Below are 15,809 nucleotides of genomic sequence, written 5' to 3' on the forward strand. Positions count from 1 at the left end.
CTAAAGTAAAAAACTACCACGAATTCACGAATGAAAATAATTACTACTAAAATGCCCAAGTCATGAACTTAAGATATGCGAATTTCTAAAACGAAGGGCCTGATAAATTTAGTCTCTCAAATCATCATATCACCGCATCCTCACATCAACTAATCACCGATTGCTAGACCAAAATTTGTCCATTGTTCAACCAATTCTTCTCGGTTTGGATCATCACCCGCTTTTAATCGATTTAGGCGTTGATTAATAACTTCTTTACTTGAAAGAGATGAACGATAAGCCTCAGTTGCCAAGGAAGTGCTAAAAATACTAACACCAATCTTTTCTTTGCCTGTTAACTTAAATTCAGATCCCATTAGCTTCTTAAGGCTGACTCTAATATGACAAGAAAAAAGAACTTGATTATTGGAACTCAAACGAACCAGGCAAGCTTCATCCTGATCCAGAGTTGAGACACTCATATTTTCTCGCAGACGAATATCTTCGTACTCATACTTCTGAAAACGATCAAATAATTCCTCTTGCAGCTCATTCGAATTAAATCGACTAATATAATTTTCAAAGGCAGTTCGTGAATAAGGTTTTTCAATGGGAAGAGGAAAATTGATTCCAAATATTTGTTTATTCTTTCCCTGAGGATCCAACCAAATACTTAAACCCAAATTATAGATTTTATTCAATGTTAATGGCGAGTTGGTCGCAACAATAATATCAAGATAGTTCGCATCATTAGATAGCTTCAAGGTTAATTTATCCTCCGAAAAAAAAACATTAGCCTCTTTCTCTTCTAAAGAATTTTCAATAGACGATGCACGATTCCAAGATGATTGAAGTGCAGGCAAACTGCTACATGATGACACCAAGATTAAAAGCCCTAATAGGTAAAGTAGAATGAAATTTCTCATGAAGATTAATAGCTGATTGATCTACAAACTTAAGAAAATGAATAAGATTACTTACAAACTTCTTCATGCTCGGTGAAATAAACACCCAATGTCTTTAATTCCTTTAAAATGGGCTCATAAATTTGAGCATCAATGGGTATTTGCACACCCATCAAATTGATTTTAGATTGGAGAATTAATTTAGCTGCTATAGCCATAGGTAAACCAACCGTATAGGCCATAGCGGTATGCTTCTGGTCCGTTCCCTCATAACTCATCGAAGAGGTTATTCTCTTTTTCTGACCACCCAACTTATAAACAAACTGATGCTGCATTACCAAAAGGTCTTTATCATCAGGATCAAGTGTCCATTTCTCCTCTAATATCTTCTGAAGAATCAAAGCTGGTGTTCCCTCTTTTATCCCAAGTTTTTTATTTGAAAACAAATCTAACCATCTAAACTTTTCCATTATAGGATCATCTAAAGAAACTGCTATACAATCGGCAAATCGTTCTTCAACCGATCGTTCATCGTATGGTAGAAAACTCTCGATGTAGTCTCTATAAGTTAAGTTTTCTGAATTTCGCATCACATAAGATTCATCGGTACAGCCCAAGCGTACAAAAACATTCCATGCCTGACAGAATCCTGGTCGGCGCAAAGTACCACGCAAAATACTGGGAATATTATTTATACCATAAAGGTTCCTATATGACAGCGAATCCCTGTTAGGATAAACTTCGAAGTCGCCATATCCAGGTACACTCGTATTTTGGGGATGTGCAAAAACTTGCTGATAAGGTCGGTATTTATATTGCCCCTTCATTTTATATGTAGCAAGTCCTTTTCCTGCAGTAACAACATTACGGGGGTTCCAGGTAAATTTATACTGCCAAACATTAGTCGAACAGGAAGGTGCCAAAAGACCGCCACAATAAGATTTAAAACTCAATAGCTCGCCTCCCTTGGCCTTAATCTCATCAATTATTCTCATGGCCGACATATGATCGATTCCAGGATCGACACCCAACTCATTCAACAAAAGAACGCCCCTAGTCTTTGCCTTCTTATCCAAAATCTGCATCTCAGGTGAAACATAGGATGGACTCAGGAAATGCTTACTTTGTTTCACACATTCCCGAGCCATCATGATATGCATGGTGGCTGGCAACATTGAAATGACCAAATCAGCTTTACCTACTTCCTTGGCTCGTTCATCCTGATCAAAAACATCAAATTTGAGGGCCTGACCTTTAGCATGATTCTTAATCTTACATTCTGCAAGTTCTAAGGACATATCGGCCAAACGGACTTGCCATTGATTCTCTTCTGCATGTTTCAAAAGATACTCAATCAAGCTAGTAGAAGAAAGGCCTGCGCCAACTATTAATATATTATTCATAGTATAAGGGTATTCAAATTGGGTTTGGGTTAAGATTTTGATCATTAAATATTGCAAGAAAAGATCAAAATAAAAAGACTATGAGGTATTATTTCATCAGTAAACCTAAAAATTAACTTATGTTCTCCATAAAATCTGATTTTCGAGCTAATTATTTACGACTCAGTTGAACGCCCTCAGGGTTCCAGATGATTTATTCCTATCTATCCCCTTATTTCATAAAGGGCTATTCAGATTAAATCCCATCAGTATTTCACATAAGCAAAACCACGAAGTGATTTGTTATCACTATCCGCCTAAGGCGTAAAACCCGTGGTGTAAACATAACTCCAATCAGAACCCTGAAGGGGTTCAACTTATGGTAGGAAACACTTATCTCAAGTAAATAAAATCAAAAAATAACATAGCCCTTTTTAATAAGTCTCAATCAAAGCTTATATTTGTTCTAAATTTATTTTACCTTCCCTGATTCATTTTTCAGGTTAAAAAAAAGCTTGTTTGACATGAGTCCAAACTCCTGATTATTACTGAGTAAATGAGGCATCAACAAGCATACAGTTAATTAAAGCAGTTCATTAGCCAGTAAGAATGTGATGAATTTCGCAGCAAAGCAGGCCTTTAAAAATATCATCCCTTGGCAAAGCAAAGAAAAGCAGTTGAGACCCCTTTAATGAAACAGTATTACGATATAAAAGATAAGCATCCTGATGCTATTTTATTGTTTCGTGTGGGCGATTTTTATGAGACATTTTCAGATGACGCCATTCGCACTTCTGAGATATGTGGAATTACCTTAACCAAAAGAGCCAATGGTTCGGCAAGCTATGTAGAGCTGGCAGGATTCCCTCATCATTCTATCGACACCTACCTACCCAAGTTGGTTAGAGCAGGCATGCGTGTCGCTATTTGTGAGCAACTGGAAGATCCTAAAAAGACCAAAAATCTTGTCAAACGTGGCATTGTAGAGCTGGTGACACCAGGGGTATCCTACAACGATAATGTGCTCGAACATAAGGAGAATAATTTTCTTGCTTGTGTTCATCTGGAAAAGAAATCTGCAGGAATTGCCTTTTTAGATGTATCTACAGGTGAATTCCTAACGGCCGAAGGAAGTTTTGAGTATATCGATAAACTGATGGGTAATTTCCAACCTAAGGAAGTGCTTTATCAGAAAGGGAAAGAGGAACAATTCCACGAATTATTTGGTGGCAAATTCTACACCTTTACGATGGACGATTGGGTTTTTACCGAATCGGCAGCTCAGGACAGGTTATTACGACATTTCGAAACCAATTCACTAAAAGGATTTGGTGTACACAATCTACGCGAAGGTATAATTGCCTCAGGAGCCATCCTTCAATATTTAGATTTCACCAAGCATTCGCAGGCTGGCCATGTGACACAAATTGCACGTATAGAGGAAGATCGCTACGTATGGTTAGATAAGTTTACCCTTCGTAATCTGGAACTTTTTGGTGCATTAAACGAGGGGGCTCAAACGCTATCACAAGTGATGGACAAAACCCTTTCACCTATGGGATCGCGCTTGCTAAAACGATGGATTGCCCTTCCTCTTAAGGACCCTGCTCGCATCAACAACCGATTGGATGTGGTGAAGTATTTTCATACCAATGAAGAAAGCTGCTGGAACATAGAAGATGAAATCAAACAAATCGGTGATTTGGAACGTATCATTTCTAAAGTCGCAGTTGGAAGAATATCTCCTCGTGAGGTGGTGCAGCTAAAAAATGCGCTTATCGCCATTGAACCCATTCAGGCAACTTGCCTGCAATCGGGCAACGAGAACCTGGTGAAGATTGGTGAGCAGTTGAATCCATGTCACAGTATTCGTGAGAAAATTGAAAATGAAATTAAGGCCGACCCACCTGCGATGGTTAGCAAGGGTGGTGTGATCGCAGATGGGATATCTGACGATTTGGATGATCTGAGAAAGATTGCCTTCTCGGGTAAGGATTATCTTATACAAATGCAGCATCGCGAAAGTGAACGTACAGGTATACCATCACTAAAGATTGGCTTCAACAACGTGTTTGGCTACTATATTGAGATTAGAAACACACATAAAAATAAAGTGCCCGAGGAATGGATACGTAAGCAAACTCTAGTGAGTGCCGAGCGTTACATCACTCAAGAGCTAAAAGATTATGAAGAGAAGATTTTAGGAGCCGAAGAAAAAATACTGGCTCTTGAAACCCGATTATACAACGATTTGGTGATCAGCATCACCGATTATATCAGCTCAATTCAGCTGAATGCCTCAATGATTGCCCGACTGGATTGCCTGCTTTCTTTTGCCAAACTGGCCAAGGAGAATCGTTACAACTGTCCTGAAATAAACGACACTCAAGTGATCGACATCAAACAAGGGCGTCATCCTGTGATTGAAAAACAGCTTCCACTTGGAGAAAGCTATATTGCCAACGATGTGTATCTGGATAACGACAAGCAACAAGTTATCATTATTACAGGCCCTAATATGGCTGGTAAATCAGCCCTACTGCGCCAAACGGCTCTTATTGTGCTGATGGCTCAGATTGGTAGTTTCGTGCCAGCTGAAGAGGCTAAAATCGGTTATGTGGATAAGATCTTTACCCGTGTGGGTGCATCTGATAATATCTCCCTTGGCGAATCGACCTTTATGGTAGAGATGAACGAGGCGGCTAGTATTTTGAACAACCTTTCTTCTCGTTCTCTGATTCTTTTAGACGAATTAGGACGAGGAACAAGTACCTACGATGGTATTTCCATTGCCTGGTCAATTGTGGAATATATTCATGAGCACCCAAAATTCAAGGGTAAAACCCTATTTGCAACCCATTATCACGAACTAAATGAAATGGAACATTCTTTCAATAGAGTGAAAAATTTCAATGTCTCGGTTAAGGAAGTGAAGAATAAGGTTATTTTCCTACGTAAATTGGTTCCTGGCGGCTCAAATCATAGTTTTGGTATTCATGTAGCCCGAATGGCTGGCATGCCTAAATCCGTGGTTAAACGTGCCGATGATATCCTTGTACAGCTTGAGGGAAACAAAAATGGTGAGGCTTTAGCCAAACCAATTGGTGAGATTGCACAGCAGCGCGAAGGCTTTCAGATGAGTTTTTTCCAGATGGATGATCCCGTTCTGCAACAAATTCGTGACGAAATACGCGACATGGACCTAAATAACCTGACGCCACTTGAAGCTTTGAACAAGCTTAGCGAGATAAAAAAGATATCCGGATTGTAATCCGACAAGCATTTGACTGGGTTGAGAAAAAGTTTTTCAAAAAAAAATATTTTTTTTTACCCCAGTCATTTCAATACTGATTCTCTGACTTTCAGTAAGTCACGAACCCTGCGGTTTCATTAGCATTCTGCGAAAGTGAAAAAAAAGGAGCTATTTTCATTTTTTCTATTGCAGAATCAAAAAAAGCGCATATATTTGCAACGTCAAAACGAAAAAACAATGGCTGCCGAGCCTTGTTGATTCACCAGAAGGGAGCAAAAAAGCACAATGCGAGAATAGCTCAGTTGGTAGAGCACGACCTTGCCAAGGTCGGGGTCGCGAGTTCGAGTCTCGTTTCTCGCTCAATCCGTAAAGGATGCCCGGATGGTGGAATTGGTAGACACGCTGGACTTAAAATCCAGTGGCTTCACGGCCGTGCGGGTTCAAGTCCCGCTCCGGGTACGGATAAAAGCTTCAATCGAAAGATTGGAGCTTTTTTTATGCTCTAAATTTTCTTATCCCCTTCCCAACAGCACCTTCTGAATACAATCCAAATTCATACACCGAAAAAAAATTATGGGTTGAAAAACATTTAGGGTTTGAGATAGTTTCTCGACTAATTATTGCTTCAAACAAAAGATATCTTTTCAAAAATGAGATTGTATGTCTTAATTATTTCTCTGTGATAATTTTCAAGTCGTAATTTCATATATCTTTAAATATATTCATGATGAACAAAATAGGGTACTAATTTGTTTTCTTTATATATGAATGTACTATTAATAATAAACGACTCGCCTAAAATGAAAAAGTGCATAATAATTTTATTTTTATCCTTCTTTTTCTCTTTTACAAATTTTGCTCAGGTGACGACTGAAATTACCGGATACATAAAAGATAAAACCGATTTGCCTTTAATCGGGGCTTCGGTGTATCTCGAAAACACCACCAAAGGCGCTACTTCCGATGTAAATGGATATTACAGCATCACAAATGTAACACCAGATACTTATAATTTAATAGTTAGTTATTTAGGCTATGATGGACAAACCCGCTATAATATTGAAGTGAAATCGGTAGGCAATCAATTGTATAATTTCATTCTTTTAGAACAAAGTCAAAGCCTATCCGAAGTAGTCGTATCCAATAAAAATAAGGTAACAAGACCTCGGGAAACGCCGCTCTCAACACAAACCCTTAGTGCAGTAGAAATTGCAACCTATCCAGGAGGAAACAACGATGTGGTTCGTGTTGCTCAGTCGCTTCCTGGAATTTCTCCGTCACCAGGCGGTTTTCGTAACGATCTTATTATTCGCGGTGGAGCACCAAACGAATCAGTTTACTATTTGGATGGCGTTGAAATTCCCAATATCAACCATTTTAGTACTCAAGGTAGTTCGGGAGGCCCGGTCGGCATATTAAATGTTTCCTTTATCGATGATGTAAGTTTGGCGACATCGGCTTTTGGCAGTCAGTACGATAATCCTCTTTCAGGCGTATTACAATTTTCGCAACGTGAAGGAAACAACAGAAAACACAATACTAACTTTCGCCTGAGTGCCAGCGAGGCAGCCTTAACTCACGAAGGACCACTTTTTAAAGGAAAAAACAAGGAGAGCAAAACGAGTTATATTATTTCTGCACGTCGATCTTATTTACAATTCTTATTTAAACTCATAGGCTTGCCCATTCGTCCCGACTATTGGGATTACCAATACAAAATCACTCATAAACTAGACAAGTACAATACTTTAAATCTTATTGGATTAGGGTCTATTGACGAATTTGCAATTGATGCTTCGGGAACTATTGATGAAAATGAGCAGTCTACTTTAGATCAAGCTCCATTCATTGAACAACGCACCAATACAATTGGACTAAGTTGGAAGAATCGTTTTAAAAACGGCAAAGGTTTCATGCAAACAACCATCAGCAATAATTTGTTGATCAATGATTTTTCGAGATTCGAAGACAATGAAAATCAAAGTGGTTTGTACTTCAAAAATGATTCGCGCGAAATGGAAACAAAATTGCGATACAATCTTACCTATTATACCAACGATTGGAGATTAGTGGGTGGTTTTAATACGCAAAGAAGCGATTACAAAAACAAGACCATCGATAGTAACGAGGGATTTCAATACAATACGAAAATTGATTTTTTAAAGTATGGGCTGTTTGCTAACGCTACTAAATCGTTTTTCGATCAGAAATTGGATTTTTCCTTTGGCTTTAGAACCGATGGAGATAGTTTTACACAAGGCAATGATTTACTTTCGACTTTCTCTCCACGATTGGCTTTATCCTACGAATTTGCCGATGATTGGAAGATCAAGGCAAGTGTTGGTCGTTATTTCAAATTACCTCCTTATACCATTCTAGGCTATAAGGAAAATGATGTGTTTTTAAATAAGGATATTGATTATACCCGAAGTGATCATTACGTAATTGGCTTCGAACATATTATTGGGCCAGCCTCAAACATTAGTGTAGAGGGTTTTTACAAAAAATATGAAGATTACCCTGTTTCAGTTCGTGATAAGGTTTCATTGGCTAATAAAGGAGCCGATTTTAATGTGTTGGGAAATGAAGAGGTCGAATCAGTAGGGAAAGGTCGTTCCTATGGCTTAGAGTTTCTGTTTCAGCAGAAATTGAGTCATCGCTTTTATGGCATCTTTTCCTATACATTTTTCTACAGTGAATTCACAGGTTTCGATAGATCGGAATATCTGCCATCAGTTTGGGACAGCCGCCATTTAGTTTCTTTCACAGGAGGATACAAACTCAAGAAAAATTGGGAAGTAAGTGCTCGTTATCGATTTGCAGGAGAAACACCAATTGTTCCAACAAATATTGAGGAAACTACCGCCCGTTACCCGGATATTGTATTGGATTATAATCGTATTGGAGAAGAGAAACTCGGTATTTTCAGTCAATTGGATGTGCGAATAGATAAGAAGTGGAATTTTAAAAAGCTTTCCTTGGATCTGTTTTTCGAAATCCAAAACCTACTGGTGCGTAATTCACCGGAGGCACCCGAATACATTCTTCAAAGGAATGACATGGGGAGTGTAATTAATCCACGAAAATTAGTACCTCTTGCCGAAGAGGATGGTAAACCCATTCCAACTATCGGATTTGTTATCGATTTTTGATTAACAGTCTCCACAATTATTTATTCTTTTATAGATCAACACTCTGTTAAGTTTTAGATGGCTATACCTCTGCATACCATCAATCTAAATTTTCTTAATTCCCCTTCCTTCTTTTTAGCCACCTCCCTCGAACATCCCGAAAAACATCGGAACGGGTACTCCTCCTTAAAAAAGGAGGAGTAATTATAATCTCGACCCCATTTAAGAAGTAAGCTACTTCTCCATAAAATTGATGGTGCTTTTAAAATCACAATTCCTGCACCGAATCGTTACTTCCTTTATGGGACATACTCTTATAATGTAGTAAGCAAGGTACGTGAAGGCAAAGGCCGCTATCAACGTGCCCCAGAAGAATGATTCATCTTCAATATAGATAATGGTTGAGATAGCATCGTAAAAGCAGATAATGGCCAAAAACATTAAGATAATACCAACAGCTTTCCTTATAATCGGACGAATACCAATACATGTTTCATTCGAGTGTTCCCAGTCTGACTCTTTCCCAACTTCACATCTACACTTCGGATATACAACAGGTCGGTTTGTGTTTTTCATTATATCCAATTAACACACCAATTTACAAAGAAGCTAGATGAATTGACTCAGATATTTGATGAATGGATTGCATGAATCATCTCATACTCTGAGTATAAACCAGCTGCAAATGTCAGGCTATGACTAAATAGGTATTCTAAATTTAATGATCCTAAGAATTAAGGAACAAAAAAAGGAGATCATCAAAAATCCGAAACTCAATCCCAAAGGGATTGCATATTTATAACACTAGCATTAAATCACAATCGTTCGACTCCAAAGGAGTCGCATAAGCTTGTTAAAAATCATTCCTAAAAGCATACGAATCCGTTGGATTCAAAAAACTCGAACAGAACAGCGAACACTAAGAAACTTCTCGAATGTATAGAAACCGCTGGGGACATGTCATGCTCTGATTATATGCAAGCTGAAAGTGTTAGGGTATGACTAATTTCTTTTATTGATCCCGGGAATTCAGGAACAAAAAAAGTTAGATCCTCAAAACAATTATAATTATTGAGGTTTATATTGTTACTACCCTGTGGATAAGTTTAGACGAATTAGAAATTACTTATGCTTATTATTCGCTAAATTTGAGAGACCCAATATATAATTCCATAAACCTGTCTAACAGACAGCTTAAAGTGAGAATTTATAAAAAAATATCATACCAATGCTACAAACTTTGACAATCAGAACATAACAGCTTAAAATGGTAAAACGTTTGAAAGCAATGATACTAGATTAATGGGTAAAAAGAATAAGTATGAGCTTGGAACAACAATTGAAGTTGCGAATGAATATATATTGACCGTTTTTACACATTTTGACAATGCAAATCCAGCTTATCTATCAAAAGGAGAATATTTACTGTGTTTAGACAACTTGTGGAAAGAAATCAATAGGATTTATTCTCAGAGAAATATTAATATTCCTCTACTTGGTTCTGGAATTTACAGAATTGGTAATGATTTAAAGCTCCAAGATTATCTTGAGCAAATATTGAACTCTCTGAAACAATCTAATATGGATATTGCACACAATATAAAAGTGAGAATTGAATTACATGAGAGTGTTAAGGATAAGATAAATTTATTTGAAATTAAAAAAAGATTTTAAACCTAAAGCCATGGCAAACAAAACTGGAAATTATTGTGCACTCTACGTAAAAACACCCTTTAAGGAAACTAATATTGGAGCAAACGCTGCTAAAGATTTTGTCTATTACAATACTTTAAGAATGTGGAAAGGAAAAGACAATTTATTTCCCTTTGTTGATTCTCATATGAAAAACTATAATGTTCGTGACGATAGCGATTGGGATTCTACTTTAAAACCAAGATTAAGAGATAGATTGAATAAATCTAAGAACATTATTTTATTCTTAAGTTCAGATACGACAAACTCTAGAGCATTAAAGGAAGAAATAGATTTTGGAATAAATACAAATGGATTACCTGTTATTGTAATATATCCAGAGTATTCAGAAAAAAGCGATATAATTGATTGTACTGAAAAAACGATTAAGAAACAGATAGAAGATCTTTGGGATAAATTGCCAATATTTAGAGACTCTATGAATGAAGTGCCTACGATACATATTCCAATGAACAAAGTATTGATAGAAAAAGCATTAAATAATAAAGACTATAAAGTAGAAACGAAAGGAAAAGCTAGTAAATATTGGTATTCCTGTTAAATAATAACAACATCTAATCGAGTAGGCTCCCCCTACATTAGCCTATCGGAGAACCACTACTACACTTATACGAGATGGTTAAATAATAATCCAATATAAAAACAATGAAAAACACACTAGCCCTTATAGCATTCTTCATGCTATTCACTTTTTCGGCCTTTGCGCAAAATGATAAGGCCTATGAAAACACCCTGTCTGAAATGTTTGATGTTTCAGGATCGGAAGAAACCTTTAAAGCGGCCATCAACCAAATGTTAGCAGCCTACAAAGGGCAATACCCACAGGTTTCTGCTGAGATATGGAAAGAGTTTGAGGCAGAGTTTCAAAAAACATCGATGGATGAACTTGTACTGATGTTGGCTCCAGCTTATCAGAAACATTTGACTCAAAAAGATTTGAAAGAACTGATCAAATTTTACAAAACACCTATTGGGATAAAATTTGCTAAGAAAACACCGCTATTAACTCGCGAAGCCATGCAAGTTGGTCAACAGTGGGGCATGAAAATTGGTCAGAACTTCGCAGCCAAAATGAAGGCTAAGGGGTATTAATTCGAGCCAACACCTTATATAATTTGCTGCTCAGTTTTTATTACTTTGCAGCAAATTCTTTTTCATCACAAATCACGCTACATCTAAAAAACTCAAAATAATGAGCATCGTTCGTTTAATGACATGTGACACAGCTGTTGAAGCGAACCTAATTAAAGGTCGCCTTAAAAATGAAGGTATCGAAGCTTTTATTACCAATGAAAATTTCTCGAATTTAATGCCGCATTATAATCGCATCCTGAATTCTGGCATACAAATCATGATTAGTGATCTTGACTACAATGAAGCGAATGAAATTTTAGAATTAAACAGCACTCAAGAGCGTATTTGTCCCAATTGTCAATCGCCAAAGATCAAATTCAGTTTAGGTCAAAATAAAGTCAAAAAGATCTTTATCATCATCTTTTCTCTTATCACTGCTACACCATTCAACAATCTAAAAAGCGTGTACAAATGTCAAGATTGTAAGACTGAATTTTAAAATAGCAGGTTTAATTCTTTTGCATACCCTACAAATAGAAACAATGGAAACAAAAATCACCATCCTTTGCGAAAACGAGACAAGCAAAAGAGCAGCTCGATTTTGTCGATCTGAATGGGGCTTTTCAGCTTTTGTCGAAACAGAACAGGTCAACATTCTCTTTGACACTGGACATACCGATTTATACAAACACAATGCTAATGCACTTCGAATCGACCTAAATCAAAGTGATTTTGTTGTACTATCACATCACCATTGGGATCATACTAGTGGTATGCTTAGTCATGAATTTAAGGAGAAGAAAAAGCTTATTCTACACCCACACATTCTTAACAAGATCTCTGAAGAGAAGGCACAGCTATTTAATCGCGACTTTGAAATAATTGCTACAGAAAAAAGTATAGAGTTCGCTTCAGGGGTTTTCTATTTAGGCCAAATCCCAAGGAAAATGAGCTTCGAAAAAGGAGAACACAAGGGTGATCTTATGCTCGACGATTCTGCCATAGCCATAAAAACGGAGAAAGGCGTAATCGTATTAACGGGTTGTTCACATGCTGGCATTTGCAATATATGTGAATATGCCAAGGAAATAACCGGTCAAGATCTTTATGCTGTGGTGGGTGGATTCCATCTGAATAAAAAGAATGAAGCTCTCGTAAGAAAAACAATTGAGTATTTTAAAACGCAGAATGTAGAACATCTTTACCCTATGCATTGTGTCGATTTTCCTACTCTAGCTCGTTTTTACGATGAGTTTAATACAATTAAGTATGCCACTGGCGACGTTATTAAACTTTAAATAAAAGTCTAAAGGCATAATGATACAACCGCTAGTTTAATGCTAGCGGTTTTTGTTTTCTAAAAACTTTTCCCCACAGATTTTCGCTAATTGACGCAGAAAAAACCGAATTAAAATAGTCCACAAATTTCACTGATTAACACAAATTACAATCTACTTCTTTTCAGACTTGGCGTATAAAAACTTAATGGGCTTCACGGCAGGCTAATAAAGTTCGCTCTAAAATTTTCATTTTTTTCTTTGTAAACTTTGTGAAAAACTTAGCTCCCGAGTTTTTTCGGGATTAGCGGTAAAACAATCTCAAAAAAATTCTAGTCTTTCTTTTTTGCAAGCAAAAGAAAGACAAAACCTCGTGTTTATGATATAAAAACTTAGACGGCTATATTGCCGCCCAAAGAGACAATTGAGTTAAATGCACATCTTTACATAAAACACAACACATGGCATGAATTTTGTTAAGCTGTATTTATCAATAAAATATTTAAATAAAAAAACCTATGAAAGTAATGAATAGCATCACAAAAGTACTTTACGGCTTAGCAGCAATTGTTTTTCTAGTGGCTTGCGACAAAAGCGAAACTTCAGCCCCCGAAGACATAATTTATTATCAACCATTTAGTGTAAATATGCCAGATTACATTGACGATGTCATTTTATATGACGTTGATGGCGATATGATTAACGACTTAGAAATTACAAGAACAGTAGAAAAACAACCTGTGGACCTAGGCTTTGATTATAAATATAAGATTGAATTCAATTGCATAAATGAGTCAATGGAATTATGTGTTAATAAAACAGATAAAAAAAAGACCTTTATAAAATTAGACGATGATATTAGTTCTAAAGATCTATTTGAATGGAAAAAAACATTGGAAGTTTCAGGAACTGGAGGAAGTATATCTAAAGAACATCTCTCATCAAATTGGCGGATATATGATTACTTTGGATTTCAAATAATAAAGGGAAATAAAACACATTATGGCTGGTTTCACTTTAAACCTTTTGAAATACAAGAAGTCGCGATAAACAAAACAGCTAACAAATCAATCAAGGTTGGTCAAAAAGAGTAGTATGTGTGCTTATTGTTATAGTGGTTACAATTTAACAAGCACAAATAAATTTTCAACCGTCAGCATAAAGCTGGCGTTTTTTTTTATTCCGCGCTCAGAACGCAAAGGAAAAGTATATACTGTTTGCGTCACAAAAGATTTCTGGATTAGCGCAAAAAGCTCGGCGATATTTGCCTGAGATAGCATGTATTTCATAACTTCGCCTCATCAGATTAAAAACGATTATGAGCAAGACGATAAAGACAAACGCATTACGAATTCTCGATAAAAATGGGATTAGCTACGAGGCTAAAGACTCTTCTGACTTGGGAATGTCTAATAATCCGGATAATGACGCCTCGCTCATTCACAAAACACTAGTCGCTCGTGGAGTTAGCAATGAACTTTACGTTTTTATCATTCCCCTTTCAAACGAATTAGACTTGAAGAAAGCTGCCACAGCTGCTCAAGAGAAAAAGATCTTGATGCTTCCTGAAAAGGAACTATTACAAAACACGGGTTATATCAAGGGGGGCTGCTCGCCTATCGGCATGAAGAAACTTTACAAAACCTTTCTCGAACTTAGCTCAAGCAAAATGGAGCAACTTATTGTGAGTGGTGGAAAAGTCAAGTTTAGAGTCAAGCTAAAAGCCAAAGATTTAATGCAAGTTATAAATGCAGAAGCTGTTGATCTTATAAAGTAATTCCTTGATTCCCACAGATTACATCGATTAATTCAGACAACTACCCTTTGCGAGCTTTTCGAAAAGCTTAGCGCCCTTTACGGTGAAGAAAACACATAAATGTCTCCCCAGATTGTGCAGATAAATGCAGAAGCTGTTGTTCTCGTAAAATAGCTATCAAATAAGGTCGGGCACATAAGAATTCTTTTTAGTTTTGCAGCTGAATGTTAGCAAACAGATTAGGGATGAAAGATTTCAATAATAGATTATTAATGTGTGTGAAACAGGCTTTACCTGTGGGTTTAAAAACCTCATTATGGCTCATCAAACTAACCCTACCCGTTTCATTCGCTGTTCTCTTATTGGATTACTTCGGTTTGCTGGTCATAATGGCTGAATACACCAGTCCAGTGTTTAGAATCATAGGGTTGCCTGGGGTTGCGGCACTGGTCTTGATCACCAGCATCTTCACCAATATTTATTCAGTTGTAGCCGTGCTCACTACCTTGGCACTACCTGTTCGTGATGGTACCATATTGGCTGTTATGTGCCTCATCTCTCATGGTTTCCTCATCGAAACGGCTATTCTTAAGAAAACAGGCTCTTCGGCAACGCGCATGCTCTTGCTGCGCTTAGTCTCTAGTTTTATTATTGGTGGGCTGCTCAATTTGATTCTACCAGGCAGCCCTTCCGATGGCACATTCTCTTATCAGACTCAGAACGCTGATTTGACACAAGCCATCATCGCATGGTTACCTCAAATTGGTGCCACTCTACTAAAAATTGTCATTCTGGTTAATGCGCTTCTTATTGTACAGCGCTGCTTGGAGGAATTCGGCATTTTAAAATATATGACCAAACCCCTATCGCCATTTATGAAATTGATGGGCTTACCCAAGGAGTCTTCTTTCCTATGGATGGTTGGAAACACCATTGGCCTGGCATATGGTTCAGCCGTCATGCTTCAGAAAGTTGAAGAAGGTCAGCTCAAGCAAAAGGAATGCGATCTTCTAAATCACCACCTAGCCATATCACATTCACAGCTGGAAGATCCTCTTTTGTTTTTGAGTTTGGGCTACTCTATTCCTGTTCTTATTATTCCTCGAATTTTATTTGCTATAATCGTGGTTTGGCTTAGACGTATTGAGAATTCCCTAAGAGAAAAATATTCTCAAAGAAGATTCTCCCAAAGATCCCCCTCAGTTCTTCAAACATCTCCTTTAAAAGTGAAGAAATACAAAAGCATTTGACTTATTTTGATAAATAATAAAATTACGGATAGTCATATTTGATTCAAATTGTTAATTTTAAGCTAGATAAACCAAAACACAAAGAAATA

The 15,809-nt window shown here is 37.1% G+C and carries 12 protein-coding genes, 2 tRNA genes and 1 pseudogene; 12 read left to right on the forward strand and 3 right to left on the reverse strand.

Annotated features, from left to right (window positions below; genetic code table 11):
* Positions 1-149: 149 nt before the first annotated feature.
* Both ACXR6G_RS18660 and ACXR6G_RS18665 read right to left on the reverse strand, forming a co-directional pair.
* Positions 150-905, reverse strand: coding sequence for a hypothetical protein (locus ACXR6G_RS18660; RefSeq protein WP_458362971.1), 756 nt, complete (start codon positions 903-905; stop codon positions 150-152).
* Between the two features lie 47 nt (positions 906-952).
* Positions 953-2,287, reverse strand: a complete 1,335-nt coding sequence (locus tag ACXR6G_RS18665; protein ID WP_458362972.1) for a saccharopine dehydrogenase family protein — start codon at positions 2,285-2,287, stop codon at positions 953-955.
* A gap of 634 nt (positions 2,288-2,921) precedes the next feature.
* Between ACXR6G_RS18665 and mutS the strand changes: the two genes are divergently transcribed.
* From mutS to ACXR6G_RS18685, 4 genes are all read left to right on the forward strand, one after another.
* Complete coding sequence (gene mutS, locus ACXR6G_RS18670; protein ID WP_458362973.1) at positions 2,922-5,537, forward strand: DNA mismatch repair protein MutS; 2,616 nt, start codon at positions 2,922-2,924, stop codon at positions 5,535-5,537.
* Between the two features lie 269 nt (positions 5,538-5,806).
* A tRNA-Gly gene (locus ACXR6G_RS18675) sits at positions 5,807-5,879 on the forward strand.
* A 15-nt stretch (positions 5,880-5,894) separates the two neighbouring features.
* Positions 5,895-5,978: transfer RNA gene (locus ACXR6G_RS18680), tRNA-Leu, on the forward strand.
* 341 nt (positions 5,979-6,319) lie between these two features.
* On the forward strand, positions 6,320-8,671 hold the full coding sequence (locus ACXR6G_RS18685; RefSeq protein WP_458362974.1) for a TonB-dependent receptor: 2,352 nt from the start codon (positions 6,320-6,322) through the stop codon (positions 8,669-8,671).
* Between the two features lie 213 nt (positions 8,672-8,884).
* Here the strand turns inward: ACXR6G_RS18685 and ACXR6G_RS18690 are convergent, their stop codons facing one another.
* Positions 8,885-9,226 (reverse strand): hypothetical protein, encoded by a 342-nt coding sequence (locus ACXR6G_RS18690; protein WP_458362975.1) that lies wholly within the window; start codon positions 9,224-9,226, stop codon positions 8,885-8,887.
* A gap of 720 nt (positions 9,227-9,946) precedes the next feature.
* Between ACXR6G_RS18690 and ACXR6G_RS18695 the strand changes: the two are divergent.
* The 8 genes and pseudogenes from ACXR6G_RS18695 to ACXR6G_RS18730 all read left to right on the forward strand — a co-directional run.
* Positions 9,947-10,324, forward strand: a pseudogene (locus ACXR6G_RS18695) (macro domain-containing protein); the annotation flags it as partial.
* A 10-nt stretch (positions 10,325-10,334) separates the two neighbouring features.
* Positions 10,335-10,904: a TIR domain-containing protein gene (locus ACXR6G_RS18700; protein ID WP_458362976.1), complete on the forward strand. Its 570-nt coding sequence runs from the start codon at positions 10,335-10,337 to the stop codon at positions 10,902-10,904.
* 104 nt (positions 10,905-11,008) lie between these two features.
* Positions 11,009-11,455 carry a DUF2059 domain-containing protein gene (locus ACXR6G_RS18705; protein WP_458362977.1) on the forward strand — a complete coding sequence of 149 codons (447 nt, stop codon included), beginning with the start codon at positions 11,009-11,011 and terminating at the stop codon, positions 11,453-11,455.
* 100 nt (positions 11,456-11,555) lie between these two features.
* Entirely contained in the window at positions 11,556-11,936 is a 381-nt protein-coding gene (locus ACXR6G_RS18710; RefSeq protein ID WP_458362978.1) for a putative signal transducing protein, read from the forward strand.
* Between the two features lie 43 nt (positions 11,937-11,979).
* A complete protein-coding gene (locus ACXR6G_RS18715) occupies positions 11,980-12,735 on the forward strand; it encodes an MBL fold metallo-hydrolase (RefSeq protein WP_458362979.1) in 756 nt (251 codons plus the stop codon).
* A 497-nt stretch (positions 12,736-13,232) separates the two neighbouring features.
* A complete protein-coding gene (locus ACXR6G_RS18720) occupies positions 13,233-13,808 on the forward strand; it encodes a hypothetical protein (protein ID WP_458362980.1) in 576 nt (191 codons plus the stop codon).
* A gap of 224 nt (positions 13,809-14,032) precedes the next feature.
* Positions 14,033-14,491 (forward strand): YbaK/EbsC family protein, encoded by a 459-nt coding sequence (locus tag ACXR6G_RS18725; protein ID WP_458362981.1) that lies wholly within the window; start codon positions 14,033-14,035, stop codon positions 14,489-14,491.
* Positions 14,492-14,694: 203 nt separating this feature from the next.
* Positions 14,695-15,720, forward strand: coding sequence for a hypothetical protein (locus ACXR6G_RS18730; protein ID WP_458362982.1), 1,026 nt, complete (start codon positions 14,695-14,697; stop codon positions 15,718-15,720).
* The last annotated feature ends 89 nt before the right edge of the window (positions 15,721-15,809 follow it).

The organism is Ancylomarina sp. YFZ004 (genome assembly GCF_054254355.1).

What these genes read in the sequence shown, in the direction of transcription:
- ACXR6G_RS18725 (WP_458362981.1), top strand. Translation starts at nt 14,033, where the DNA reads ATGAGCAAGACGATAAAGACAAACGCATTACGAATTCTCGATAAAAAT.
- ACXR6G_RS18690 (WP_458362975.1), bottom strand. Translation starts at nt 9,226, where the DNA reads ATGAAAAACACAAACCGACCTGTTGTATATCCGAAGTGTAGATGTGAA.
- ACXR6G_RS18730 (WP_458362982.1), top strand. Translation starts at nt 14,695, where the DNA reads ATGTTAGCAAACAGATTAGGGATGAAAGATTTCAATAATAGATTATTA.
- ACXR6G_RS18665 (WP_458362972.1), bottom strand. Translation starts at nt 2,287, where the DNA reads ATGAATAATATATTAATAGTTGGCGCAGGCCTTTCTTCTACTAGCTTG.
- ACXR6G_RS18720 (WP_458362980.1), top strand. Translation starts at nt 13,233, where the DNA reads ATGAAAGTAATGAATAGCATCACAAAAGTACTTTACGGCTTAGCAGCA.
- ACXR6G_RS18705 (WP_458362977.1), top strand. Translation starts at nt 11,009, where the DNA reads ATGAAAAACACACTAGCCCTTATAGCATTCTTCATGCTATTCACTTTT.
- ACXR6G_RS18660 (WP_458362971.1), bottom strand. Translation starts at nt 905, where the DNA reads ATGAGAAATTTCATTCTACTTTACCTATTAGGGCTTTTAATCTTGGTG.
- ACXR6G_RS18715 (WP_458362979.1), top strand. Translation starts at nt 11,980, where the DNA reads ATGGAAACAAAAATCACCATCCTTTGCGAAAACGAGACAAGCAAAAGA.
- ACXR6G_RS18685 (WP_458362974.1), top strand. Translation starts at nt 6,320, where the DNA reads ATGAAAAAGTGCATAATAATTTTATTTTTATCCTTCTTTTTCTCTTTT.
- ACXR6G_RS18700 (WP_458362976.1), top strand. Translation starts at nt 10,335, where the DNA reads ATGGCAAACAAAACTGGAAATTATTGTGCACTCTACGTAAAAACACCC.
- ACXR6G_RS18710 (WP_458362978.1), top strand. Translation starts at nt 11,556, where the DNA reads ATGAGCATCGTTCGTTTAATGACATGTGACACAGCTGTTGAAGCGAAC.